This is a genomic window from Paenibacillus agaridevorans (genome assembly GCF_018604145.1).
Classification (GTDB): domain Bacteria; phylum Bacillota; class Bacilli; order Paenibacillales; family Paenibacillaceae; genus Pristimantibacillus; species Pristimantibacillus agaridevorans.
This window is the reverse complement of the sequence record NZ_CP075889.1, coordinates 4,898,757-4,921,770: the sequence shown is the minus strand read 5'-3', so window position 1 is coordinate 4,921,770 and position 23,014 is coordinate 4,898,757. Positions and strand designations below refer to the sequence as shown.

Sequence of the window (23,014 nt, the reverse complement as noted above, 5' to 3'; positions counted from 1 at the left end):
CAGCCCTTTCTGCATAATATCTGCACATTTGGTTCATTAGGAATGCATAATGTTCTGCTACAGTTACGTCATTAGCAGAACAAGAGGTGAAAAGCATGTTTATTCGCGTACAAGGATTATCCAAAACTTACGGCAAAGGGACCGCGGCGACGAAGGCGCTTAGGGAAGTATCGCTTAACTTGGACAAGGGCGAGATGGTGTCCATTACGGGACCGTCCGGCTGCGGCAAAACGACATTGCTCCACATTCTCGCGGGCATCGAATCATGCGACAGCGGCGAAATATGGATCGGCGACGCGCCGATTCATGAGTGGGATGACGCCAAAATCGCGAAGCTCAGACTGGCGAAGATGGGCTTCGTCTTCCAGTCCTATCATCTCGTTCCTGTACTGACGGCGTGGGAGAATGCGGCGATGCCGCTTATTGCAGCCGGCATGCCCACGGGGAAGGCTCGAGTCAGAGCGCGAGAGGCTTTGTCCGAGGTTGGGCTTGCGGACAAGGAGAACAGCTATCCGGCTCAGTTGTCGGGCGGACAGAATCAACGCGTCGCCATAGCCAGAGCCATTGTCGCAAGACCGGACATTATATGGGCGGACGAGCCTACCGGCGCGCTTGATACGGATACGGCGGAGCAAATCATCGGACTGCTGGAAATGCTTAATCGCCATTACGGAACGACGATCGCGGTCGTCACGCATGATCCGGGCATCGCGTCGCGCATGAATCGTACAATCCGGATGCAGAACGGCAGAATCGTTCATGACGGAGGAAACGGATTATGATCGGCTCCGGCATCGTATGGCGGATGGCGTGGAGCAATCTCCGCAAGCAATGGAAGCAGACGCTGCTAACGATCGCGGCAGGGGCGATCGGCGCGATGCTCATCGCGGTCAGCTTTGTTAATTACGATTCCGTCCGCATTAGCGGAGAACGGTGGATAGAGACGAGGCTGGGCCCTATCAGTTCGAAGCTGACGCCGGAGGAGCAGCTTTCTGCCGGATTTACCTCAGAACAAGTCGCCGTGCTGGAGAAATACGTGGACGAACGATCGACCGACCATCGGGTGTTGCCTTATATCGGTACGGAGGCGACGCTCCGGGCTCTTGACTCAAATGGCGAAGAGGGCGGAGTGCTGAAGTCGGTGCTGGTCCTTGGCTTCTCTATGGAGAAGGCGGCGAGGTTCGATTCAGCAAGAGAGGAGCTGTGGAGCCGCGGCATTGGTGAAAACGAGGTCATTCTGAACGAGGAGACGGCGTCGCAGCTCGGCGTTGCGGCCGGCGATGCGTTGGAACTCATCGCCTCGGACGGCTCCAAGCTGCTGCGCGTTCGCGAAATAACGCCGGAGCAAGGTTTGACGGGCTTCAGGGATTACGGCGCCTATGGCGGCACGGCGATCGTATCGGAGGCGCTGGCGCGCGAGATTGCGAAGATCGGCGAGGGCATCTATCCCGCTATATGGACGGGGACGGTTAATGATTCCCTGCCTGACAGAGCGATGTTCATCCTTCCGGAGCTGAATTACGAGATTCATTATTTGAAGGCCGATTATCGTGACAAACTCGAAAGATTAAATTTCACCATCATCATCGGGATAATCAGCTTGGTAGCCATTGCTTCCAGCCTGATCTTCATGCGGCAAGTGCTCGTTATGATCTCGGAGTCGAGAAGGGGCATGTACGGCGTCCTGCGAGCGATCGGTTTGTCTCCCGGTCAGATTGGCGCCATGTTTGCGGCCGAAGCGTTGCTCTTGTCGTTGCTTAGCGCCTTAGTCGGCTCGCTTATCGGAATAGGCGCAGGATACGGTCTGGTATCTCTGTTCTACGGTACGTACAGCGACGTTTTGCAACGGATGACGGGCATGCATATTCCAATTCATCCGCATCTCTCGATAGTTGGCGCGGTATTGCTCTTTATATCCATCTTCGTTTTCCTGGCTGTCGTATCCGCATTCGCCGCACGCAAGGCTGGCCGGTTCCCGGTAGTCGAAGCGCTGCGCGGCGGAGGCGAGCGGCTGGTACGAAAAGGATACAAGCATCGTTTGTTCGGATGGGTACTGACAGGGGCAGGGGTCTATTTCACGGTGATTCACTTCTATCTGGCATTTGTCGAGACACCGGATATGAGCGGGGGAAACTTGTTGTGGGTGTGCGTCTCGTGGTTAGGCGCATGTTGCTTCCTCTTGTTCCTCCTCATACGGCTGTTGTCCATCATGAGCGGGCCTCTGAGCAGGTTGTTCGGGCGGCTGGGGATTCCGCCTCTCTCGGTCATGCTTGCGACGAAGTATCCCCGCAGCCAATCCGGAAGAACGTACACGACGGCGTTATTATTCGCTTTGATCATGATGATCGTGACGTTTACGGTGACCATCATGGGATTGATAACGGCATCGGGCGACGTCAGCCAGACCCCGCAGACGGTGCTGGGCAACGGCGGATATGCTTCATACCAGTCGGAGTCGGAGCGGGAGCATATTTTGTCCGTGGCGGCCGGGGATGATTTTATCTCCGAGCATGTGGACGCTCACATGATTTCTGAGCCGTTTATGATCGAAATGACGCCGGATTGGGTGGCGCAAGCCATCTTGCCCGTAACGGAGGAGCTGCTGAAGAGAGAGCTTCCCCCGCTGGCGGAACGCGATCCCAGGTTCGGCAGCGACGAGGAAGCTTGGGAAGCGGTGTTGAATGATCCCGGTTATATTATGCTGCCGTACTTTTACAAGACGAGAGACGATGTCTTTAAACCCGGACTAAAGGCGGGCGACACTGCTGCGTTCCCGGTGTATGAATACAAAAAGCTTAGAGCAATGGATGAACCCAAAGTGCTGTTGTTCGAGAAATCACTCACCGTAGCGGGATTCCTCCAGAAAGAGGCGTATCTTCACGTCATCGATTATTACGGCGAGACTTTTATGCACGCGGATGTCGTGGACGAACTTAAGGCATTTGGCTTCAAATGGGAAAATCAGAGGGCGCTAGGCTTCGTCTTATTCGATTTCGATTATCGGGACGTCGAGCTCGCCCAACAGTTGGAGGATCGATTCGCTTTAAACGGGGTACTGGGATTTACGGTGCCTTATCTGAATAATAGCGCGGAGTATCTGATGAACAAGCAGTTAGGCATCGGTTTCGTAGGCTGCGCGGTATTCTCCGGGATCATCAGCTTGATGGGACTCGCGGTTGTTCAGTATCGGACAGTAAGAGAAAGAGGCCGGCAGATCGCGATGATGCGCTGCATCGGCGTGCCTGGCAAACAAATCTATTGGATGTTTATGCTCGAAGGTATTGTTATCAGCGCAGCCGGTCTGCTGACCGGTTGGGGCATCGGCGCCAGCGGCGCTTTATTGTTTACGCAAGCTGCGAGGCGGGATATGCCGGATTATATGGCGTTCGAGCCGTCCTACCTCTATGAGATCATTTTGCCGATCATGCTCGGGCTTCTGCTGCTCTCGGTGCTCGTCAATATTGCGCCAGCAAGAGCGGCTTTAAAGCTGAAGGCGGCGGAGGGACTTCGGAGCAATGACGAGTAGGGTTAATCATGAATTCCTTTAAGCTCGGGAATTTCTTACCACATAAGAAAGTATAAGTTTTCGGCCCTCGAAAACGGCTTTCTTATTGGCGATAAATCCTACCCTTAAACGCGGTCCGCTCATCTTCGAAAAACCTCGATAGAGGATTTCTCATGTGGCAACCAAAAGACGAGCATCGCGCTTAAACCGCGATGCTCGTCTTCTTGAAATTCTAAAAATTTTTAGTTCTTGTACCTTCTTCTGATACCTACGAAAGTGAAGGGAGGTTTCGACGCCAATTCCGTTTACTTTCGCGGTGCCTGGAGTTAAGTGAAACAAGCTGCGTCACCAGAAAGTAGGGGCTCAGCTCGTATTCCTTCTCGCTCTTATTTGCCATTAAACGCGTTCAGCATCCACACATGTTTCTCCAGAGAAGTATGGATGGCGAGGAGCATATCGGCCGTTGTTTCGTCGCCGGCTTCCTGTGCGGCCTCCATACCTTCCTTAAGCTCGTCGATAACCGTCGAGAAGTCCTTGATGAGTTGGTCGACCATTCCTTCAGCGGATTCTTTGCCGCTGGCTTCCTTAACGGTGGATTCCTCCAAGTACTCGCTCATTGTCGCGATTGGCTTGCCTTTCACCGCTAGGAGACGTTCCGCGATCTCGTCGACATGCAGCGCCGCCTCCTCGTAGAACTCCTGGAACTTCGCGTGGAGCGTGAAGAACTGCGAGCCTTTTACGTACCAGTGGTAGTTGTGAAGCTTAATATAGAGAACGCTCCAGTTGGCGATCTGCCGATTGAGATGTTGTTGGACGGTTTTTGTTGTTTTGGTAGTCATGTTTTTTCATCCTTTCGATTGTTGAGATTGGTTATTTCATATAAGTAAACCGGAATAGCGGCAGTGAAACCTTGTTTCCTTGGATATCCTGCAATAGGAAAACATATCATTTCAATCCAACGACTAGTTTGCTCTACTGTGATCGGGTGTATGCATTGGGGCTGCAAGAGATTGGATAGTATAATTAGATCAATTCCTTATTTATAATTATTACAAATTAGAGGCTGGATGTCAAGGCTTTAATCGTTATCTGCATTCGCCAGCGCGCTTGCAGGCGGTGACGGGCGAATGTGTATGAAAAAGCGAGTACAATGGGGCGCGGACGGGCCTGGACCAGCAAATGTGTATGAAAAAGCGAGTACAATGGGGCGCTGGCAGGCGGTGACGGGCGAATGTGTATGAAAAAGCGAGTACAATGGGGCGGGACGGGCCTGGGCGAGCGAATGTGTATGAAAAAGCGAGTTCATTGGGGCGCTGGCAGGCGGTGAGGGGCGAATGTGTATGAAAAAGCGAGTACAATGGGATGCAGGCAGGCGGTGAAGGGCGAATGGGTATGAAAAAGCGAGTACAATGGGGCTCTAGCAGGCGGGGGCGATGGTAGTGTGGAAGGGTGGTTGTACGAGCACGAAAAAAGGATACAACCTCCGCATTAAAGCCGAGGCTGCATCCTTCGCTGGATAAGTCCGAGCCAGACGCGAATCCGAAAATTAAACGAGCGCCGCAGCTTCGTGAGCCTGCGCTTCAAGGTAACGTTCGCAGTCCAAAGCGGCCATACAACCGCTGCCAGCGGCCGTGATTGCTTGGCGATAGGTGGTATCCTGCACGTCGCCGCAAGCAAACACGCCGGGAATGTTCGTCTCGGAAGTGCCCGGCTTCACCAAAATGTAGCCTTGAGCATCCGTCTCGATCTGTCCGCCAAGGAAGCCTGTATTCGGCGTATGGCCGATGGCGACAAATACACCGTCCGCTTCCAGCAGCTCTTCTTCGCCGGTCTCGTTGTTACGGACCTTCAGGCCTTGCAGTCCGTTCTCGCCGGCTACGACTTCCAGCGGCGTACGGTTCAGGCTCCAGGCTACCTTTTCGTTGGAGCGGGCGCGATCCTGCATGATTTTCGAAGCGCGCAGCTCCTCGCGACGGTTTACAACGCGAACCTCGGTGGCGAAGCGGGTCAAGAAGCTTGCTTCCTCCATGGCGGAGTCGCCGCCGCCGATGACGATCAGCTTTTTGCCGCGGAAGAAGAAGCCGTCGCAAGTGGCGCAAGTGCTGACGCCGCGACCGATATTATCCTGCTCTCCGGGAATGCCGAGATACTTGGCGGACGCGCCTGTCGAGATAATGATGGATTCTGCTTGCAGCTGCCCAAGTCCTTCAACTTCAAGCGTATAAGGCCGCTTGCCGAAGTCGACGCTCTTGACGGAGCCCATCTTGAACGTAGCGCCGAACTTCTGCGCTTGTTTTCGCATATTGTCCATTAACTCGCTTCCGAGGATGCCATCCGGGAAACCGGGAAAGTTTTCGACCTCTGTTGTTGTTGTCAACTGGCCGCCAGGCTGCCAGCCCTCGATGACGAGGGGCTCCATGTTGGCGCGGGCGAGATAGATGGCCGCCGTCAAGCCTGCAGGACCTGTTCCGATAATAATGGTTTTGTGCATAATCGTTACCTCCAGTATGATGTTCTCTCTTTTCGCGCGTTTTTGCGCAAGTGTTACCTTAAAATTATTACAAACTGTAACATAAGTCAATACAGTTCATCCAACCTTCATCTTATCTTCGATAGAATGGAGCCAGCCGTCAAAATACAAGGCTTCGAATTGGCGATTTCATCCCAAAACGAGTATGATGGAGACAGAGAATAAGACGTTGATTGCCAGTCGCAACCGTCTTTAAGAGAGGAGCAGCGAATTGCGTATGAGTACATCAATCCGGAAAGCCGTCATACCTGCGGGAGGACTCGGCACGCGGTTCCTGCCGGCAACGAAAGCGCAGCCCAAAGAGATGCTGCCGCTGATCGACAAGCCGGCCATTCAATACATTGTAGAGGAAGCCGTTCGTTCCGGGATCGACAGCATCGTCATCGTAAGCGGCCGGCACAAACGAGCGATCGAGGATCACTTCGACAAGTCATTCGAGCTGGAGGCGGAGCTGGAAGCGCGCAATAACGAGACGATGCTTGCCATCGTCAAAGAAATTTCGCAGCTCGCGGATATTTATTATGTCAGGCAAAAGGAGCCGCTCGGGCTTGGGCATGCCGTATTGTGCGCTCGCAGGTTCGTCGCGGACGAACCGTTTGCGGTACTGCTCGGCGACGACATATTGACCTCGAACCCGCCTTGCCTGAAGCAAATGATCGAAATTTACGAGCAGGAGCAATCATCCGTTGTAGCGGTTATGGAAGTGCCCTGGGATCAGACTCATAAATACGGTATCGTGGACATCGAGCAAGGGAGCCGAGTAGCCAGAGTTAAAAATATTATCGAGAAGCCGGCGCCAGGTCAAGCGCCATCCAATTATGCGGTAGTGGGACGTTACGTGCTGCATCCGTCCATCTTTGGCTTGCTGGAAGCCGCGAAGCCTGGCAAAGGAGGAGAAATTCAATTGACCGACAGCTTGCAAGAGCTGAACCGATTGTCTTCGCTGACGGCATTCCGCTTCGATGGCCGCAGGCACGATGTCGGCGACAAGCTGGGCTTCGTGCAAGCGACGATCGATTTCGCTTTGGAGCGGGATGATTTGTCCGCGGATGTGAGGCGTTATATGCTGGAGAGTCTGGGCTTGCCGAAGGAATCTTAAAACGGCTCGGTCGACTGTCTAAGAGAAAAAGACTGTTTGTAGAGTGTCTTTCTCGAAGACTCGTTACAGGCTGCGGCCTCTAAGCCATAGAAGTTTTGAACTCGCACTTAAAGGGACAGTCGCTCATGGCTCAGCGCCGCGTCGGCTGTCTTTTTGCAAAAAAACTGAACAGAACGCGTCCCGCCGCCAAAGGAAGCCACAGCCGTTTCGCCTTGTTGCGGCAGGCTGCAGGGAGAACGCTGAGTCGAAAGCCTGCCACTATTTTGAAATGGTGATTTTTTACTGTTTGAGCTAGAATAGAGAGATAGAGAGAGTTACTGGGCTGGGAGATGACTTACTTGTATTGCCATCAATGTATAAGAAGCTACGCAAGGGATGCAAGGTTCTGCAGCCAATGCGGAAGAAGGCTTCATGCCATAACGATTCAAGTGGAACAAGGGGATCACGGCGCGGTCGGATTGGCGGAGCAGGAGAGTGCGGCATCGCTGGAAATAGCGGATGGGAATCGGATCGATACGAAAGAAACGAAGTTCCCGGGAGACGTCGAGACGATGGAAGGAACGCAAGCCGTACGAAAGCGCGAGACGCTCTGGCCCGTCTTCTTCGGACTCGCGGCGCTGGTTCTTGTCGTTGCGTCGGGGCTTTTCCTGTTCTACAAGCATGAACTGAAAACGAACGAAGACGTGCTGCGGCTGCAGGTCGAAGCAAGGGCGGCAGCCTTGGGCGGGCAGTACGACGAGGCGATCGCGCTGCTCGAGCAAGCGATAAAAGCCCGGCCGGATTTTCGCGCGATTTTAGACGATAACGAAACGGTTCATCATGCGGCGGAGCTCGAGCGACTGTCCGTTGAAATTCGGCAAAGGCTGGACAAAGGCGATGCGGAGGTTGCCCTGAGCGAGCTCGAGCATCTGAAGTCCGAGCTGAACGGACACAAGGAGCCGATCTACGACAAGCTTAAGGAGAAGGCGGACGGCTTTTCCATGGAGCTTACACTGCTGGAGCTGGCCGGCGATCTGACCGCCTTGACGACGATCGAGGAGCACGGAGAAATGTTGAACGTCGTGAACGGCTTAATCGGGCAGGAGGCGGAGGAGCTTCGCGCTCTTATCCTGGCCAGTATACGGAAGATAACGATTGCCGAAACGGAGTATTTGCTCCAGCGCAAAAACTTCTCCGGTGCGTTGTCAGCCTGCGACAAAGCGTTGACTTGGGCAAAGGAGGATGTGGAGCTGCTAGCTCTTAAGGAGCGCGTCAAGCAAGAGAAACATGCTTATGAGCAAGCGGAGCAGCTTCGAATTCAGCAGGCGATGGAAAACGCGGCGGAGGAAGATTTGATTAATCAGACGGACGCGATCGAGGTCATAAGCATTGATCATTCGTTGGATGATTTAGGCGACCTTTCGGTTGTCGGCAAGCTCAGAAACAAGGCTACAAGACCGATTTACGGCGTCGAAATTACTTATTCCGTTAAGAGTTCAACCGGTGAAGTGCTGGGAAGCGGAACGGCGAGCGCAACGCCGGAATATATCGAACCGGGCGAAGAGATGACATTTACGGCGACAGTGAGCGGCATTTATGAGGGGGATGTCGTTGCCGTTATCGATAATAAGACTTGGTATTTGGATTAAGGAGCATGGATATGGGAATCAAATGGCGGATTGCGCTCATCGGCTCCCTTCTTATTATGGCGGGAGGCGCTGCTGCGGGTTACGCGGTAAACGAGCAAGTGCCGGGTCAATTAAACGGCACTCCGCTTATCGCCGTAGGCGAAGTAAAGAAGTCGCTAAAGGATATTATTTTTGAAACGCAGAAGATGGTTGTCATGATCGAGACGGAAACGGGCTTGCAGGGCTCCGGCTTTCTATACAATCTCGAGGGTGATCTCATTACGAACGCCCATGTCGTGGAAGGAGTCGGGCATGTGCGAGTGAAGACGGCTGATGCGCGCGATCTCGATGGAGAGGTTATCGGAATCAGCACCGAAACGGATGTGGCGGTTGTGCGGGTGAAGGAGCTTGCCGGCACCCAGCCGCTGTCCATGATGCGATATGAGCGCGGGGAAGTCGGCGATGATGTCATGGCGATCGGAAGCCCGCTGGGCTTCCAGAACACGGTCACGACAGGCATTATAAGCGGCGTCGGACGAAGCTTCCAGATCGCGCCGTACACGTACAAGGATTTGTACCAAATCTCCGCTCCGATCGCCCGCGGCAACAGCGGAGGTCCGCTTGTCGACATGAATACCGGCGCCGTGCTAGGGATTAATTCGGCGGGCCTGGAGGATGAAGGCATCGGCTTTAGCATACCGATCTCGAACGTATTGTCGATGGCAGAGGGATGGTCCAGGCAGCCGATGGACAGGCTTCCCAATCTGAAGGTTGTGGAGACGCACGATGAGAAAGAACAAGATGTTTCTCTGGATCAGATGGCGGAATATTTGGTGAAACATTATTACGACAGTCTGAACAATCGCGATTACGTGTATGCTTATTCGTTGCTTGGAGAAGGATGGAAGGAAGGGACGAGCTATGTCAAATTCCGCGAGGGATATTTGACAACTCGTAACGTCGTCATTGACGATACGCACGTCTCTTCTCCAGAGGACAACGAAGCGACCGTAACGGCGATTTTATCCGTCGACGAACGCAAAGACGGCAAGTACGCACTGAGCAAATATCAAGTCAGCTATCGGATCGGCTACGAAAACGACCAGCTTAAGCTGATCTCCGGCAAAGGCAAGGCGATACGCAAATAATTTGAGCCCCCCGCATTAAGTCGGATTTTAAAATTATAAGAAAGTATAAGTTATGTCCATACTTGACCTATAATTCTCGGAATGAAATGCGCGGCTCTGCCAAAGGACGGCGACAGCCGTTTCGCCTTGAGAAAAGGACTTCAGTTCCACTTACAGTGGAATTCGAGGTCCTTTTACGTATAAAAGGGGATGTTCCCCTATCTTCTGTTTAGCAACTAGCCTACGATAGCCCCACCTAATCCTACCTATTTTTACCTGTCTACTAATCAAACTTACTTTTTAAAGGGTGTCAATAACACTCACATGATTTTTTTGTGTGGAAAAAGCAACCGCTTACTAAAATTAATTATGTCACAAAATATAACTTGACTGCTGCCAGGATCAGTTGTATACATGTAATATACACGTATCTATTGGTGCGGCGGACGAAAAAGGCAGACAGCGAAGTAGGCGCGTGATTTCGAAAGGAGTGTTTATAATGATGTTTACAAGCAAGTCCAAGCCATTGAGGTTGCTGCTTTGCTTTTTGCTCGCTGCCATGTCCATGGGTGTGACCGGTAAGGTATCTCATGGCTCCGGGAGCGAAACGTACCATATTGCGAACGCCGGCTTTGAGAACGCAGGAGAAGCTGGCGAAATTCCAGATTGGTTGATCAGATCAGGCAATCCAGTCATAAGCAACGAGCAAGCGCATGTTGGTGAGCGGAGTTTGAAGGCTCATTTGGTCAAGGATAAAGGTCAGCCGGCGATAAGTATCGAATCCGGCTTGATAAATGTGGAGGAAAACACGTCTTATTTGTTTTCGACCCAGGTCTATCTGGAGCTTGGATCGATTCAAGGCTTTTATGTATACGTTTACGATACGAACGGACAGCTCGTAAAAGGCGCCGATGGACGGGATTTCCATCTGTATCAAGCGATCACGGCACCCAAAGAGGATTGGCAATATATCGAGCAGCCGTTTACCGTACAGCCGGGCGGGCACAAGCTTAAAGTGGCGCTAATAACCGGAGCAAAAAATTCTTTTACTTTCTATGTAGACGAGGTCAATATCATGAAACAGATGGTCAACGGCGGCATGGAGCAGCCTGTTGTCGATGGCGCCATCCCGGGTTGGAGCAAGACGAAACCTGCCGATGCCGATTCTTTTTCTGTTACGGATACGCATCAAAGCTCCGGGGAGCACAGCTTGCACATTCGGAACACGCAGGGGGCGTTCATTAATGTGATCAGCGACCTCGTTCCGGTCGAGCCGGGAGCAACGTATACGGCCAAAGCCCGCACTTTGATCGAGGCCGGATCAGCCGATATGTATATGCGTTATTTCCGGGTGGACGGCAGTTATACGGGCAAACAAAACTGGAGTATTGTATCCGAACCGGTTGACGTGTGGTTCGACCATTACGTGACAGGTACTATACCGGATGATGCGGAATATGCGGCAATCCTGTTTGCCGGAAGCCCTACTAAAAATTATTCCTATTATGTAGACGACATCAAGCTGCTGCGAGGCGCGCATGATATTCCGGAGGAGCCTACTCCGGACAATTCGATTACGCTGGTGGGAGAAAATTTGGGCCCGCAGATTCGTAAAGCGACTTTGATGCGCGGAGCTATCGGCAAGGACAACAATGGCCGCAATGTCATATATACGGTGGTTGCGGGGGCGCCTTCTATATTCACTGTGATCGACATCGAGGCGGAACAAGTGGTGAAGAGTCTTCCGATGCCGGATACGTCCGGCGCCTGGTCCGTAACGATGTCTAGCGACGGCTCCGTTTACCTGGGAGCGTATAATCTCGGATTGCTGTACCGATATATCCCGGATTCGGACGAACTGATCAATTTGGGGCATCCGCTGGCGTCGAAGGATTCCGTCCTGTATCCGATGGCCGCCGGCAAAGACGGCATTATGTATGGCAGCACCTATCCAACGGCTCATCTATATGCCTATGATCCGGATGGAGGAGGATTTACCGATTACGGAACGCTGTCGACTCAAACGTCCGGAGAACGGTGGACTCGCGTAACCGCCTACGATGAAACGACGCATAAAATCTATGCAGGCGTCGGCAATGTTCCGCGCCTGGTGGAGTATGATCTTGCCACGGGAGCCAAACGCGATTTGTTGCCTGAGGGCTTCGGCAATATTGTGTCCGTCTATGATTTAAATATCGCAGACGGCAAGCTGTTTGCCCGCAAGGAGGCCAATAACCCGAACGAAACGTTTGTTATCGATATCGAGAGCGGCGACATGATCGAATTCGAGAATGAAGATACGGGCGAGCTTTCGACGACGTTCATTAACTTCTCCCGAGGAGTTTCTCCTGTATCGCCGATTGCGAATAAAATTTATTTCGCCGGAACCGGAGGAGAGCTGTTCGAGTATAACCTCGACACGGACAGTTACCGCACTACGGGAGCTTCGATCGAAGGCGCCGCAATCGCGTATGCTTATGTCGAGTTAAATGAGCCTGGTTTCCCGGGGTATAGCCTTGTTGGACTGTCGGGCAACACGGGCAAGATGTTCAAATATAATTTGGAAACGGGCGCAGTCAAGCTGACTGACGTACAAGTGCCGGCCGAGCCTGTCAATATTCATGAGATTTCGAAGGGGCCGAACGGGAAAATATATTCCGCAGGCTACCTGCAGGGCAATCTTGGCGTGTATGCGCCTTCATCAGGCGAAAGCATGTACTATGAAGGGATTGGGCAAGGCGAAGGGATGACGGTTGTTCACGACAAGCTGTATCTGGGCGTTTATCCGGGTGCCGCCATTTTTGAATATGACCTGTCCAAACCCTGGGACCGCACCAACTCCGAGCAATTGAATCCGAGTCGTTTGTTTACCATGGGCGACATCAATCAGGATCGTCCGTTCGGCATGGCGGGTTCGGAGGATATGAACAAGCTGTTCGTCGGAACTGTTCCGAAAAACGGCATGCTGGGCGGAGCGCTTGCCGTCTATGATCTGGAAAGCAGGGGAGAGCCCGACATTTACCCCAATCTTGTTCCGGATCAAAGCATTCTTTCTTTGGTGTATAAAAATGGTTATTTGTACGGCGGCACTTCCATACACGGGGGGCAAGGCGGGGCGACGACGCAAACGGACGCCAAGCTGTTCGTCTGGGATGTGGCAGCAAAGGAAAAGGTGCTCGAGCTTGTTCCAGCAGCAGGGAAACAAGCCATTACGGCGCTGCATATCGGCCCGGACGACAATGTGTGGGGGCTCGCGAACGGCACCATATTTATTTTTGACATCGAGTCGAGGGAAATCGTGCATAGGGACCCTGCTTTTCCGAATGCTCGAGGCCGCTGGATCGACGGTTCGATGACGACGGGAACGGATGGCAATGTATACGCCACTGTAGGCGGCAATTTCTTTAAGGTGGATGCCAGGTCGAAAGAAATCGAAGTATTAGCGACCGGCGTGCGCAAGCTGACGCAGGATGACTTCGGAAACTTTTATATGTTTACAGATCCGGAGACGCCTATTTTGTATAAATATACGATTGAAGAGTTGCTGCTCAATCTGACGGGGGCGCAGCTGACGATATCGGAGACCGAGCTCAAGGCTGGGGAAACGGCAATGCTCGAAACGACAGGATTGCTGGAGCAGAGACGTACAACGAAGGACTTGTCCGGTGCCGTTACGACATACGCAAGCAGTAATTCCGCTGTAGCAGCAGTAAATGAAGACGGCCTCGTTACGGCTGTCGGAGCGGGTACTGCCCAATTGACGGTTCAAGTGACGCTTGACGGGGTGACGGTGACGTCCAATGCAGTTTCTGTGTCCGTTACCGGCGGTTCGAGCGAGCCGGAATCACCGGTCGGACCTCCTTCGGGAACGGGCGGCACAGAGACGATAGTCGTAGAGGGGACAACCTCTAATGGATCGCTTGAAGGCATTGACTTCCATGTGATTCGCACAAAGCAACCGGACGGTCAACTGTCAGACAGACTGGCTATTGGAGAGGAACTGGCTCGCCGCTTGACGGAGAATGCAAACGGCGCGTCGGTTATTGACATTCGTATGCCCGAAACGGGAGGAGCGGCAGTAGAGTGGGTGCTTGAACTGGATCAGTCCGCTTCCGAACTTCTGTCGAAAGCGGGGTTATCCCTGGTCCTTTCCGGCGCCGAGATTCGAATCTCCCTGTCTGGCGATAGCTGGCTCGGATTAAATCAAGAACTGTCATTCCGCATCAAGGCTCTGCGTACGAGCGGGGAGAGATTGAAGCTGGAAGCTGCGGCCAATAACGATGCAGGCATCGCGGAGAGTGCTGGAGGGAGCAGGATCCGGTTAATTGGAACACCGGTCGATATTGACACGGATGTCGGGGGCAAACCTGTCACTCTTCTGCTTCCGCTCGATCCGGATATCGTTTCTTCTACTTCGGCAAGCGAACTGGGCGTATATATCGAGCATAGCGATGGGAGCATGGAACTGGTTAAAGGCAAGCTCGTATATGGACTGGAGCCCGGCGAGGTCTACGTTTCCATTACAGTCGATCGATTTAGCACATTCTCAGCAGCGGTCGTGAGCGGCTGGGAGGTCAATGAGGCTGACGCCCAGCTTTATATGCAAGGGTATGAGGATGGAACGTTCCGTCCCGACCGAATAGTGTCTCGTGCCGAGATGGCAGCCATGATCGTGCGTGCATGGGGGGCTCCTAAGACGAACGCAACAGCGAAAAGCGAAGATTGGACGACGGGCGAGACGGTGGCGTTCTACGACCTCACAGGCAGCCACTGGGCGAAGCGTTATATTGATGAGTTGGCTTCATCCGGAATCGTGCGAGGGTATGAGGATGGAACGTTCCGGCCGGAGCGGGATGTTACGCGGGCTGAGATGGCAGTCGTATTGGCGGCGCTGGCTCTCGACGAGACGGCCTCAGACGGCGCGAAGCCATCCGATACGGCATCCTTCCATGATATGGAGGGACATTGGGCAAGCGACGCCGTAACGCGTTTGAAGTCGAGCGGACTCGTGAAGGGGTATGAAGACGGCACCTTCCGTCCGGATCGGCCGTTGACACGAGCCGAAGCGGTTGTTATGATCAACGCGTTGCTTGGCGTAGAGCCAAATGTTCATGCTGATCCTCTCTGGCCCGACGTGCCGAGCGATCATTGGGCGTATGGCGATATTCAGGCCGCATATGGGGGAAGGAGATAACATGGACGTATGAATAATCTTCGAATTGGTATGATTGGTCTCGATACCTCGCACGTATCCATATTTACCAAGCTGTTGCATGACGCAACGCATCCCTATCATGTGACCGGCGGGCGAGTTGTCGCCGCGTATCCGGGAGGCTCTCCGGACTTCCCGCTCAGCTTCAATCGGGTAGCGGGATATACGGGGGAGCTGCGGGAGCAATACGGCGTGCGTATCGCAGATTCGCTGGAAGAGGTGGCGGAAGAGTGCGACGCGATTATGCTGGAGTCGGCCGACGGACGGGTCCATCTGGAGCAATTCCGGGCCATCGCGAAGTACGGCAAGCCGGTATTCATTGATAAACCATTGGCGTTAACGACATCCGAAGCCAAGGAAATCGCGTTAATCGCCGACGTTAACGGCGTTGCGATCATGAGTTCTTCTTCGCTGCGATACGCAGAAGCGCTTAGCGCGGAGCTTGGTCGAGAAGCGGCTGCCTCAATCTCGGGAGCGGAAGCTTTTGGTCCGCTGCATATTCAGGCTACGCAGTCTCATTACTTTTGGTACGGTATTCATGCAGCAGAGATGCTGTACGCCATCCTTGGTCCTGGCTGCGAGGAAGTATCGGTGGAATCTACGGTAGAGTACGAGCTGATCAAAGGCAGATGGCGGGATGGGAGAATCGGTACGTTGCGCGGCAATCTCAATGGCAATGACGAGTTCGGTGCGCATATTCATCGCCTCGATGAGACGGTTTATGTCCAGGTCGGTTCCGCGCCAAAACCTTTTTACGCCAGCTTGCTGGAGCAGGTCATCCCTTTCTTGCAAACAAGGAAACCCGCGGTTGAGATTTCGGAGACGGTGGAGATCATCCGGTTTCTTGAGGCGGCGGAAGAGAGCAGAGCGAGCGGGTTGTCGGTGAAGCTTTAAGTGGGGACATGCGGTTAGCATGTCGGGATCAACTTCAACTGCCATAGCGATTAGGCATTGAAAAAACAGACGCTCCATCCTACCCTGACTGGGAGGATGGGGCGTCTGTTTGGTGTAATGCCTGTAATTGCTTGGCGGAAGATGACTCGCAGGGTAAAGAGGTTAGCAGCCGGGATGGCGGCTTATAATGCGTAAAGCTCTAAAGTAACGGTATCGGAAGGCTGAATCGTGTAATTTAGTAATGTTGCCGGTACGGTTCGTCCGTTCAGCTTGATCTGATAACCGACATTGCCGCTTATCGGAACTCCGCCGATGCTGACGATCTGGTCGTCTGCGGAGAAGCCGACAGAGCCTGTCGAAGCAAGCGCTCTTCCGATCGTAAGTCCTTGCCGATATGGAATCGTGAAGCTGTTCGTCACTCCCGGATACGCGGCCCCGCCATTGATGACAACCGTTACGAAGGCTTGAGGCGCAGAGGCAATTGCCGGTCCTGGACCCGATACCGGAACAGGAATGGGGAGAGGAATCGGAAGGGGGACAGGCGGCCAAAAGCCCGGTCCGCCCCATGGTCCCAGCCCAGGACCATGCCAGCCAGGCCCGTGACCGTGTCCGTGTCCTGGTCCATGCCCCGGTCCATGACCGTGCCCCGGTCCATGACCGTGCCCCGGTCCATGGCCGTGTCCGGGTCCATGACCTTGCCCCGGTCCATGGCCGTGTCCGGGTCCATGACCGTGCCCCGGCCCGTGTCCGTGTCCGGATCCATGGCCGTGCCCATGACCGGAGCCGTGACTTTGCCCGTGCCCAGAGCCATGCCCCGTCCCGTGTCCGGAACCGCCAGAACCATGAGGCGGGCGAGTGGTCTGATGGGTGTCGTACATGTTCGGTTCATTGTCGGAATCATGCTCATTTAATGTATCTTCAAAAGGGAACTGCAGGCGTCCCCCCGGTCCGCCGCCAGGTCCGTGCCCAGATCCGCCGCCAGGTCCGTGCCCTGGCCCCCAAGGCCCGTGCCCTGGCCCCCAAGGTCCGTGTCCGGGTCCCCAAGGTCCGTGCCCCGGCCCCCAAGGTCCGTGTCCGAGTCCCCAAGGTCCGTGCCCGGGTCCCCAAGGTCCGTGTCCGGGTCCCCAAGGTCCGTGCCCTGGCCCCCAAGGTCCTGGTCCGGGTCCCCAAGGTCCTGATCCGGGTCCCCAAGGACCTGAACCTCCCAGTCCCAGTCCAGGCAATAGAAGGGGCAACAAGCTTCGTTCACTGCTGCGAATGTTGCCCCCGCAGCCACAACCTCTGGTTGCTGCGTATCGTACGCTCATTTTATTATGTTGATCCTTGGTGTTGATGCTTGGGCTTATGTCTGTCATGTTGACCTCCGATCTCGATCTGAACGAATTAGACGAATATCCTAAAGAGGTAGTTCAAAAAGTCCGATTTTGATTACGAAGCCTCTCGGGAAGTATGTCGACATCGAATCTTGAACTCAGCCGTGACTAAGCGTATGCTTTCGAAGGATGTTTCCTCCGGAAACATTGCAGGTGCTCACGTAGCTTCCACTACGCTCCGCTCCTCAGTCCCTAATCTTCATCCAACCTTCTCGGTACTGAAAATCGGACTTTTTGAACACGCACATAAAGTATCATATGCACTTTCGCCTATTCCGTGCGAATTCCGGAGATTGGTCCGTAGCTCCGTCCTCTATATAACGCGGGTATCGTCAGCGGTACTGGCGGCAATCAGTTCAAGCCTGATGACACCGGGCGGTGTTTTCAATACATTGCTTATCTTTGACTACAAAGCATCCCCGCCGTCCACAGGGCGCGAAGACATACTTGCATGTTCAGACGATTTGAAGTCAGCCATTCTCGATATTTTTCGATAACTCAGTGGGCTCAATCCAGCCTCCCGCTTGAACAACGTACAGAATTGCGCGGTTGTCGAGAAGCCGCAGCCGGCGGAAATGGCTGATACCGTAACTTCGGTCTGCTCCAACTGTTTTTTCGCCAAGTCGATTCGTCGCTCCAATACATAATTCAACGGGGATACACCGTAGGCCAACTTGAACAGATGACGGAATCTATCGTAGCTATAGCCCGACATGCGCGCCAAGCTGGCGATATCGATCCGCTCTTGATAATGCTCGTCCATATAGTTGCGGGCAAAATAGAGCGGCCGATCCTGCTTGTCCCGTTCGGCCACGCCCCAAAGACGAAAGTGGGCAACGAGAAGCTCGCTTATACAGAGATTAAGCCGAATCGCATAAAGCGGCGGCTTGGCTGTGATTTCGTGCTGCATCGCGAGCAGCAGCTTGCCAATTGTGCAGTCGTCATCATCGTGATATAACCCTTCCCGAACGGAAGAAGGAAACTCGGAATCGATCAGCCGGAAGCCGGCGCACAGCACTTCCGTAGCTTCGCGGCGAATCTCGTCGTGAAGCGTGTCGGGAGGTACGACAGCGTAGCTTCCGGGCTCATAGATGAATTCATCCCGGCCGATGCGGGTTGACCCTCTGCCTTGCCGGTAATAAACAATTTCATAACAGCGATGCCGGTGCATGGAAACCGATGTTCCGGCCTCGTGCCAAGCTTGAAAGATGAAGTCTGTGCGAGCGCTCAACTCATTCGTCCTCTCCTTGGAATATAGCCGAATCATAAAATAAATTAGCCGGATGGTGTAACCATCATTCCTTAATTTTCTGTACAATTGGGTTGAAAATAAAATCATTAAACCAAATCATATAATTTTAGGGAGGTCCGGTCAATGACCAACAAGAAGGCGGCGCATTTTATGTATCCAGAGCTTGATGAGAACTTTCGGATGGAACGCTTGAAACCCCGCGACGGAATAATTCGCATGGTGCTCGACACCGACACTTTCAACGAGATTGACGACCAGTTCGCACTTTCCCATGCGCTTCTGTCCCCGGAACGACTACGGCTGGAGGCGGTCTATGCCGCTCCTTTCTTTAACGATCTATCCAACGGACCCAAAGACGGGATGGAAAAAAGCTATGACGAAATCGTACACATTTTGACCAGGCTGCAGCGTATGAGAGAGGGGATCGTATTTCGCGGCTCGGAAAGCTATTTGCCCGGCGCGCATACGCCCGTCGACAGCCCGGCGGCGCGCGATCTCGTTGCCAAAGCGCTCGCGATGCCCGATGACGAACCGCTATACGTCGCCGCGATCGGCGCAATCACGAATGTTGCGTCGGCGATTTTGCTGGAACCTTCCATTATTCGCAAAATCGTTGTCATTTGGCTCGGTGGTCACGCGCTCTCATGGAGGGATACGAAAGAATTCAATTTGGTTCAAGATATACATGCGGCGCGGGTCATTCTGGACAGCGGCGTACCGTCCGTCCTCATTCCATGCGCCGGCGTTGCTTCTCATCTGATTACAAGTTTGCCGGAGATCGAGCGTTATGTGCGAGGCAAAGGGGAAATTGGCGATTTTCTGGCGGAACGCTATGAAGGCTGCAGTGGCGATCATTTTGGATATTCCCGGGTTATTTGGGATTTGTCAGCTGTCGCGTACTTGCTGGATCCTTCGTATGTCCCGACCGATTTTGTGCATAGTCCGTTGCTGACGGATCAGGTGACCTGGAGCGTGGATTACGGCCGTCATTTCATTCGCTGCGCCAATGGGGTCAATCGGGATGCGATTTTCAAGGATTTGTTCCACAAGCTGGAGGAGCATGCGCAAGGCACACGTTAAGTGAAGATTTAAACCTGGCGACAATGTGCAGATCGGTACAGAAAACCAGTTCACGGAAGAAAGTATTAATGGATCAGAAGGCAAGAAATGGCGGTGCAGGGGCAAAATGAACCCGAGCACCGCCATTTCTTTGTTTTTGCTGTTTCTTTCATGAAGGAGCTGTCTCATCAAGCGAATAAAACTGCTTTTGGGACTGCTTCTTCTCCGCTGCAGATATTCTTATTTGTTCTCACTTAGACGGCTGGTTGTTAAGATTCGGCGTAGTACCAGTTCGTGTCGAGACCTGTAATGGGACAGTAAGGGAACTTGTCGCCTTCTTTCAGCGTAAGACGGCGTCCCGCCTCGCAGATGTAATCGCCTTCCCGTTCCGCGTATTCACCTGTTCGGTAAGAAGTATTCGTTGTACTCATTTCGAAAGCACCTCTTTCCATAGATTTGCAGCGTCGATGGGAATTGTTACCGACTGTGCGGCTAGGTGATCGGCTGCTTGTTCATTCATTAACCTTGTTTGTCAAATTTGAAACATAACGTGGAGATGAATCTGTTTCTGTTTAACGAAGCCGAGGTGATTGCCGCATTCACATCCCATGAGCTAGGTATCGAGACGGTCATGTATAGCCGTAAGAAGAGCGCTGGTTTAATATGGAAATATATACCTGAGGGAATGTGTATAATAAGATGCGTAAGTATATTTGTAAAAAGTTCAAAGGAGGATAACATGAATAAAAAAATCTGCACGTTTCTAATTGCTTTGAGTGTAATTTTAGTAGGGTGTGGCAAAGAAAAGATTGAATATTTCGATACTTCTATTTTCAAAATTGATGATGAAGAGCTTTATGTGAGTTGTCCGATTGATGATGGACCAGGTGACGATATAGGATACTATTGTGCGATAAAAATCGATAGTGAAATTATGTTTAAAGATGTGCAAGGGAATGAATTAAAACATGATGATTACAAGATAGGAGACAGTGTAAGAGTGGTTTTGACTGAACCACAAATTCTCAGAAAAAAGGATGTAATTCTTGATGTTCGTGAGATTAAACTTTTAGCAGCCAGTGATTAGGTAATTTTCAGTGAAATTATGACAGGCGTGGACGAGCAAATGTGTATGAAAAAGCGAGTACAATGGGGCGCTGGCAGACGGGGGCGAGCGAATGTGTATGAAAAAGCGAGTACAACGGGGTGTTGGCGGGAGTGGACGAGCAAATGTGTATGAAAAAGCGAGTACAATGGGGCGCTGGCGGGAGTGGACGAGCGAATGTGTATGAAAAAGCGAGTCCAACGGGGCGCTGGCAGACGGGGGCGAGCGAATGTGTATGAAAAAGCGAGTACAACGGGGCGCTGGCGGGAGTGGACGAGCGAATGTGTATGAAAAAGCGAGTACAACGGGGCGCTGGCAGACGGGGGCGAGCGAATGTGTATGAAAAAGCGAGTACAACGGGGCGCTGGCAGACGGGGGCGAGCAAATGTGTATGAAAAAGCGAGTACAACGGGGCGTTGGCGGGAGTGGACGAGCAAATGTGTATGAAAAAGCGAGTACAACGGGGCGTTGTCGGGAGTGGACGAGCAAATGTGTATGAAAAAGCGAGTACAACGGGGCGTTGGCGGGAGTGGACGAGCGAATGTGTATGAAAAAGCGAGTACAACGGGGCGTTGTCGGGAGTGGACGAGCAAATGTGTATGAAAAAGCGAGTACAACGGGGCGTTGGCGGGAGTGGACGAGCGAATGTGTATGAAAAAGCGAGTACAATGGGGAACTGGCGGGCGTGGACGCCCACAAAAAAACGTCAACCGCCGGTGTTCCGGAAGGTTGACGTTTTTTGTATAATCCAAGCGGATATTACTTAACCGCTGCTTCGTAACGTTTGCCCACTTCGTCCCAGTTCACAACGTTCCAGAACGCTGCGATGTAGTCAGGGCGTTTGTTTTGGTAGTTCAGGTAGTAAGCGTGCTCCCAAACGTCCAGGCCGAGGATTGGCGTTTCGCCTTCCATGATCGGGCTGTCTTGGTTAGGCAGGCTGTATACTTTCAGCTTGCCGTTAGCTACTGCCAGGAACGCCCAGCCGCTGCCGAAACGAGTAGTTGCAGCTTTAGCGAAGTCAGCTTTGAACGTGTCGAAGCCGCCCAGCTCGCTCTCGATAGCCGCTGCAAGAGCACCAGAAGGAGCGCCGCCCGCGTTCGGTCCGATTGTTTCCCAGAACAGGCTGTGGTTAGCATGTCCACCGCCATTGTTGCGGACAGCCGTACGGATCGACTCAGGTACGCTTGCAAGATCAGCGATCAAATCTTCGATCGATTTCTCTTGCAGCTCGGGAGCGGACTCCAGTGCAGCGTTCAGGTTCGTTACATAAGCGTTATGGTGACGTCCGTGATGGATTTCCATTGTCGTTGCGTCAATGTGCGGTTCCAAAGCGTTGTGCGCGTAAGGCAAAGCAGGAAGTTGATGTGCCATTGATAAGGTCCTCCTAAATGGTATGTAGTGTGTAATCATTCCCATTATCCTCTATCGGAATGAATAAATCAACATCGTTGTTGAAAAAGTCAATGCTTGAACGCGACTTTCCGGCCGACATCAACCTGTAGATTTCCCATAGCTTCCTTGATTTATGCAAAAGAAACGCATAATTATGGAAAAAATAAAAATTGCATGAGCGATAAATCGTGTAAGCGCTTAATATTAAGCGTTTTCAATAGAAAACGGGCGATTTATATAGATTTTTTTAAGAATTTTAAATTTTTTAGTGTGATTTTGGCGGAATTCGTCGTATGATAGACAAGTACTCGACTATGACAAGGTATAGAAGGTGTTAAGGTATGAACGTTCGTTCCTTCCAATTATCCGATTACAAACCGCTTACTGCATTGCTTGAGGAAGTGCTTACCGAGGAATGTTATGAGCAAACGATGGAAGCATTTGCTCGCCAATTGTCATGGGATAGCGAATTGGTGCTTGTCGCTGTCAAAGAATCAGAGATCGTGGGCATGATTATCGGCACGATCGACAATAACAAAGGGTATTATTATCGCATCGCGGTTTCCCCCGAGCATCAACGGATCGGCATCGGCAAGGCCCTTGTAACGGGTTTGCGCGGACGATTCGAACAGCGTGGCGTCAGCAAGATCCTTATTACGGCTGACGAACATAATGAGCCTGTACTGCCTCTGTATGAATCGATGGGGTACGAAACGTCGGATTTCTTCCATGCGTTCCAGAAGCTTAGCATTGTTGCCGGGTAAATAGAGAGTTAGTCCTTCAAGGACGGTATATTAGGGGCATATCCAGCATCGCCGTTGCAATTGGCGCTCGGATATGCTTTTCTTATTACTATATA

At 52.5% G+C, this 23,014-nt stretch carries 17 protein-coding genes; 11 read left to right on the top strand and 6 right to left on the bottom strand.

The window, feature by feature from the left end; all coding sequences use genetic code 11:
- Positions 1-95 precede the first annotated feature (95 nt).
- Both KJW29_RS20060 and KJW29_RS20055 read left to right on the top strand, forming a co-directional pair.
- Positions 96-782, top strand: a complete 687-nt coding sequence (locus tag KJW29_RS20060) for an ABC transporter ATP-binding protein (RefSeq protein WP_087569833.1) — start codon at positions 96-98, stop codon at positions 780-782.
- The gene (locus KJW29_RS20055; protein ID WP_214625890.1) at positions 779-3,526 is read left to right on the top strand and encodes an ABC transporter permease; all 2,748 of its coding nucleotides are present in this window, start codon (positions 779-781) and stop codon (positions 3,524-3,526) included. Before KJW29_RS20060 ends, KJW29_RS20055 begins: the two co-directional genes overlap by 4 nt.
- 365 nt (positions 3,527-3,891) lie before the next feature.
- Here the strand turns inward: KJW29_RS20055 and KJW29_RS20050 are convergent, their stop codons facing one another.
- Positions 3,892-4,344, bottom strand: coding sequence for a Dps family protein (locus KJW29_RS20050; protein WP_087569831.1), 453 nt, complete (start codon positions 4,342-4,344; stop codon positions 3,892-3,894).
- Between the two features lie 707 nt (positions 4,345-5,051).
- The gene (trxB, locus tag KJW29_RS20045; RefSeq protein WP_214625889.1) at positions 5,052-5,996 is read right to left on the bottom strand and encodes a thioredoxin-disulfide reductase; all 945 of its coding nucleotides are present in this window, start codon (positions 5,994-5,996) and stop codon (positions 5,052-5,054) included.
- Between the two features lie 256 nt (positions 5,997-6,252).
- Here trxB and galU point away from each other — a divergent pair, with 256 nt between their 5' ends.
- The 5 genes from galU to KJW29_RS20020 all read left to right on the top strand — a co-directional run bounded on the left by galU (position 6,253) and on the right by KJW29_RS20020 (position 15,974).
- The gene (galU, locus tag KJW29_RS20040) at positions 6,253-7,134 is read left to right on the top strand and encodes a UTP--glucose-1-phosphate uridylyltransferase GalU (protein WP_087569829.1); all 882 of its coding nucleotides are present in this window, start codon (positions 6,253-6,255) and stop codon (positions 7,132-7,134) included.
- A 338-nt stretch (positions 7,135-7,472) separates the two neighbouring features.
- Positions 7,473-8,762 (top strand): FxLYD domain-containing protein, encoded by a 1,290-nt coding sequence (locus KJW29_RS20035; protein ID WP_214625888.1) that lies wholly within the window; start codon positions 7,473-7,475, stop codon positions 8,760-8,762.
- An 11-nt stretch (positions 8,763-8,773) separates the two neighbouring features.
- Positions 8,774-9,889 (top strand): S1C family serine protease, encoded by a 1,116-nt coding sequence (locus KJW29_RS20030; protein WP_246608298.1) that lies wholly within the window; start codon positions 8,774-8,776, stop codon positions 9,887-9,889.
- Positions 9,890-10,367: 478 nt separating this feature from the next.
- Positions 10,368-15,062: an S-layer homology domain-containing protein gene (locus KJW29_RS20025; RefSeq protein WP_214625886.1), complete on the top strand. Its 4,695-nt coding sequence runs from the start codon at positions 10,368-10,370 to the stop codon at positions 15,060-15,062.
- 9 nt (positions 15,063-15,071) lie between these two features.
- On the top strand, positions 15,072-15,974 hold the full coding sequence (locus tag KJW29_RS20020; RefSeq protein ID WP_214625884.1) for a Gfo/Idh/MocA family protein: 903 nt from the start codon (positions 15,072-15,074) through the stop codon (positions 15,972-15,974).
- Positions 15,975-16,156: 182 nt separating this feature from the next.
- Here KJW29_RS20020 and KJW29_RS20015 read toward each other — a convergent pair whose 3' ends face one another.
- Positions 16,157-17,329 carry a hypothetical protein gene (locus KJW29_RS20015; RefSeq protein WP_214625883.1) on the bottom strand — a complete coding sequence of 391 codons (1,173 nt, stop codon included), beginning with the start codon at positions 17,327-17,329 and terminating at the stop codon, positions 16,157-16,159.
- 424 nt (positions 17,330-17,753) lie between these two features.
- Positions 17,754-18,578: an AraC family transcriptional regulator gene (locus tag KJW29_RS20010; RefSeq protein WP_214625881.1), complete on the bottom strand. Its 825-nt coding sequence runs from the start codon at positions 18,576-18,578 to the stop codon at positions 17,754-17,756.
- 144 nt (positions 18,579-18,722) lie between these two features.
- On the opposite strand from KJW29_RS20010, the gene KJW29_RS20005 reads away from it, so the two are divergent.
- Together KJW29_RS20005 and KJW29_RS20000 are read left to right on the top strand one after the other, a co-directional pair.
- The gene (locus tag KJW29_RS20005; protein WP_246608297.1) at positions 18,723-19,679 is read left to right on the top strand and encodes a nucleoside hydrolase; all 957 of its coding nucleotides are present in this window, start codon (positions 18,723-18,725) and stop codon (positions 19,677-19,679) included.
- A gap of 87 nt (positions 19,680-19,766) precedes the next feature.
- Positions 19,767-19,916: a hypothetical protein gene (locus KJW29_RS20000; RefSeq protein WP_214625880.1), complete on the top strand. Its 150-nt coding sequence runs from the start codon at positions 19,767-19,769 to the stop codon at positions 19,914-19,916.
- 11 nt (positions 19,917-19,927) lie between these two features.
- On the opposite strand, the gene KJW29_RS19995 is transcribed toward KJW29_RS20000, so the two are convergent.
- A complete protein-coding gene (locus tag KJW29_RS19995) occupies positions 19,928-20,089 on the bottom strand; it encodes a hypothetical protein (RefSeq protein WP_179215706.1) in 162 nt (53 codons plus the stop codon).
- Positions 20,090-20,397: 308 nt separating this feature from the next.
- On the opposite strand from KJW29_RS19995, the gene KJW29_RS19990 reads away from it, so the two are divergent.
- Positions 20,398-20,745 (top strand): hypothetical protein, encoded by a 348-nt coding sequence (locus KJW29_RS19990; RefSeq protein WP_214625879.1) that lies wholly within the window; start codon positions 20,398-20,400, stop codon positions 20,743-20,745.
- A gap of 777 nt (positions 20,746-21,522) precedes the next feature.
- Here KJW29_RS19990 and KJW29_RS19985 read toward each other — a convergent pair.
- Positions 21,523-22,134, bottom strand: a complete 612-nt coding sequence (locus KJW29_RS19985) for a superoxide dismutase (RefSeq protein ID WP_214625878.1) — start codon at positions 22,132-22,134, stop codon at positions 21,523-21,525.
- 362 nt (positions 22,135-22,496) lie between these two features.
- On the opposite strand from KJW29_RS19985, the gene KJW29_RS19980 reads away from it, so the two are divergent.
- The gene (locus KJW29_RS19980) at positions 22,497-22,919 is read left to right on the top strand and encodes a GNAT family N-acetyltransferase (protein ID WP_087569820.1); all 423 of its coding nucleotides are present in this window, start codon (positions 22,497-22,499) and stop codon (positions 22,917-22,919) included.
- Positions 22,920-23,014: the final 95 nt, after the last annotated feature.

What these genes read in the sequence shown, in the direction of transcription:
- KJW29_RS20050 (WP_087569831.1), bottom strand. Translation starts at nt 4,344, where the DNA reads ATGACTACCAAAACAACAAAAACCGTCCAACAACATCTCAATCGGCAG.
- KJW29_RS20000 (WP_214625880.1), top strand. Translation starts at nt 19,767, where the DNA reads ATGGCGGTGCAGGGGCAAAATGAACCCGAGCACCGCCATTTCTTTGTT.
- KJW29_RS19985 (WP_214625878.1), bottom strand. Translation starts at nt 22,134, where the DNA reads ATGGCACATCAACTTCCTGCTTTGCCTTACGCGCACAACGCTTTGGAA.
- KJW29_RS20005 (WP_246608297.1), top strand. Translation starts at nt 18,723, where the DNA reads ATGACCAACAAGAAGGCGGCGCATTTTATGTATCCAGAGCTTGATGAG.
- galU (WP_087569829.1), top strand. Translation starts at nt 6,253, where the DNA reads ATGAGTACATCAATCCGGAAAGCCGTCATACCTGCGGGAGGACTCGGC.
- KJW29_RS20055 (WP_214625890.1), top strand. Translation starts at nt 779, where the DNA reads ATGATCGGCTCCGGCATCGTATGGCGGATGGCGTGGAGCAATCTCCGC.
- KJW29_RS20015 (WP_214625883.1), bottom strand. Translation starts at nt 17,329, where the DNA reads ATGACAGACATAAGCCCAAGCATCAACACCAAGGATCAACATAATAAA.
- KJW29_RS19990 (WP_214625879.1), top strand. Translation starts at nt 20,398, where the DNA reads ATGAATAAAAAAATCTGCACGTTTCTAATTGCTTTGAGTGTAATTTTA.
- trxB (WP_214625889.1), bottom strand. Translation starts at nt 5,996, where the DNA reads ATGCACAAAACCATTATTATCGGAACAGGTCCTGCAGGCTTGACGGCG.
- KJW29_RS19995 (WP_179215706.1), bottom strand. Translation starts at nt 20,089, where the DNA reads ATGAGTACAACGAATACTTCTTACCGAACAGGTGAATACGCGGAACGG.
- KJW29_RS20060 (WP_087569833.1), top strand. Translation starts at nt 96, where the DNA reads ATGTTTATTCGCGTACAAGGATTATCCAAAACTTACGGCAAAGGGACC.
- KJW29_RS20025 (WP_214625886.1), top strand. Translation starts at nt 10,368, where the DNA reads ATGATGTTTACAAGCAAGTCCAAGCCATTGAGGTTGCTGCTTTGCTTT.
- KJW29_RS19980 (WP_087569820.1), top strand. Translation starts at nt 22,497, where the DNA reads ATGAACGTTCGTTCCTTCCAATTATCCGATTACAAACCGCTTACTGCA.
- KJW29_RS20030 (WP_246608298.1), top strand. Translation starts at nt 8,774, where the DNA reads ATGGGAATCAAATGGCGGATTGCGCTCATCGGCTCCCTTCTTATTATG.
- KJW29_RS20020 (WP_214625884.1), top strand. Translation starts at nt 15,072, where the DNA reads ATGAATAATCTTCGAATTGGTATGATTGGTCTCGATACCTCGCACGTA.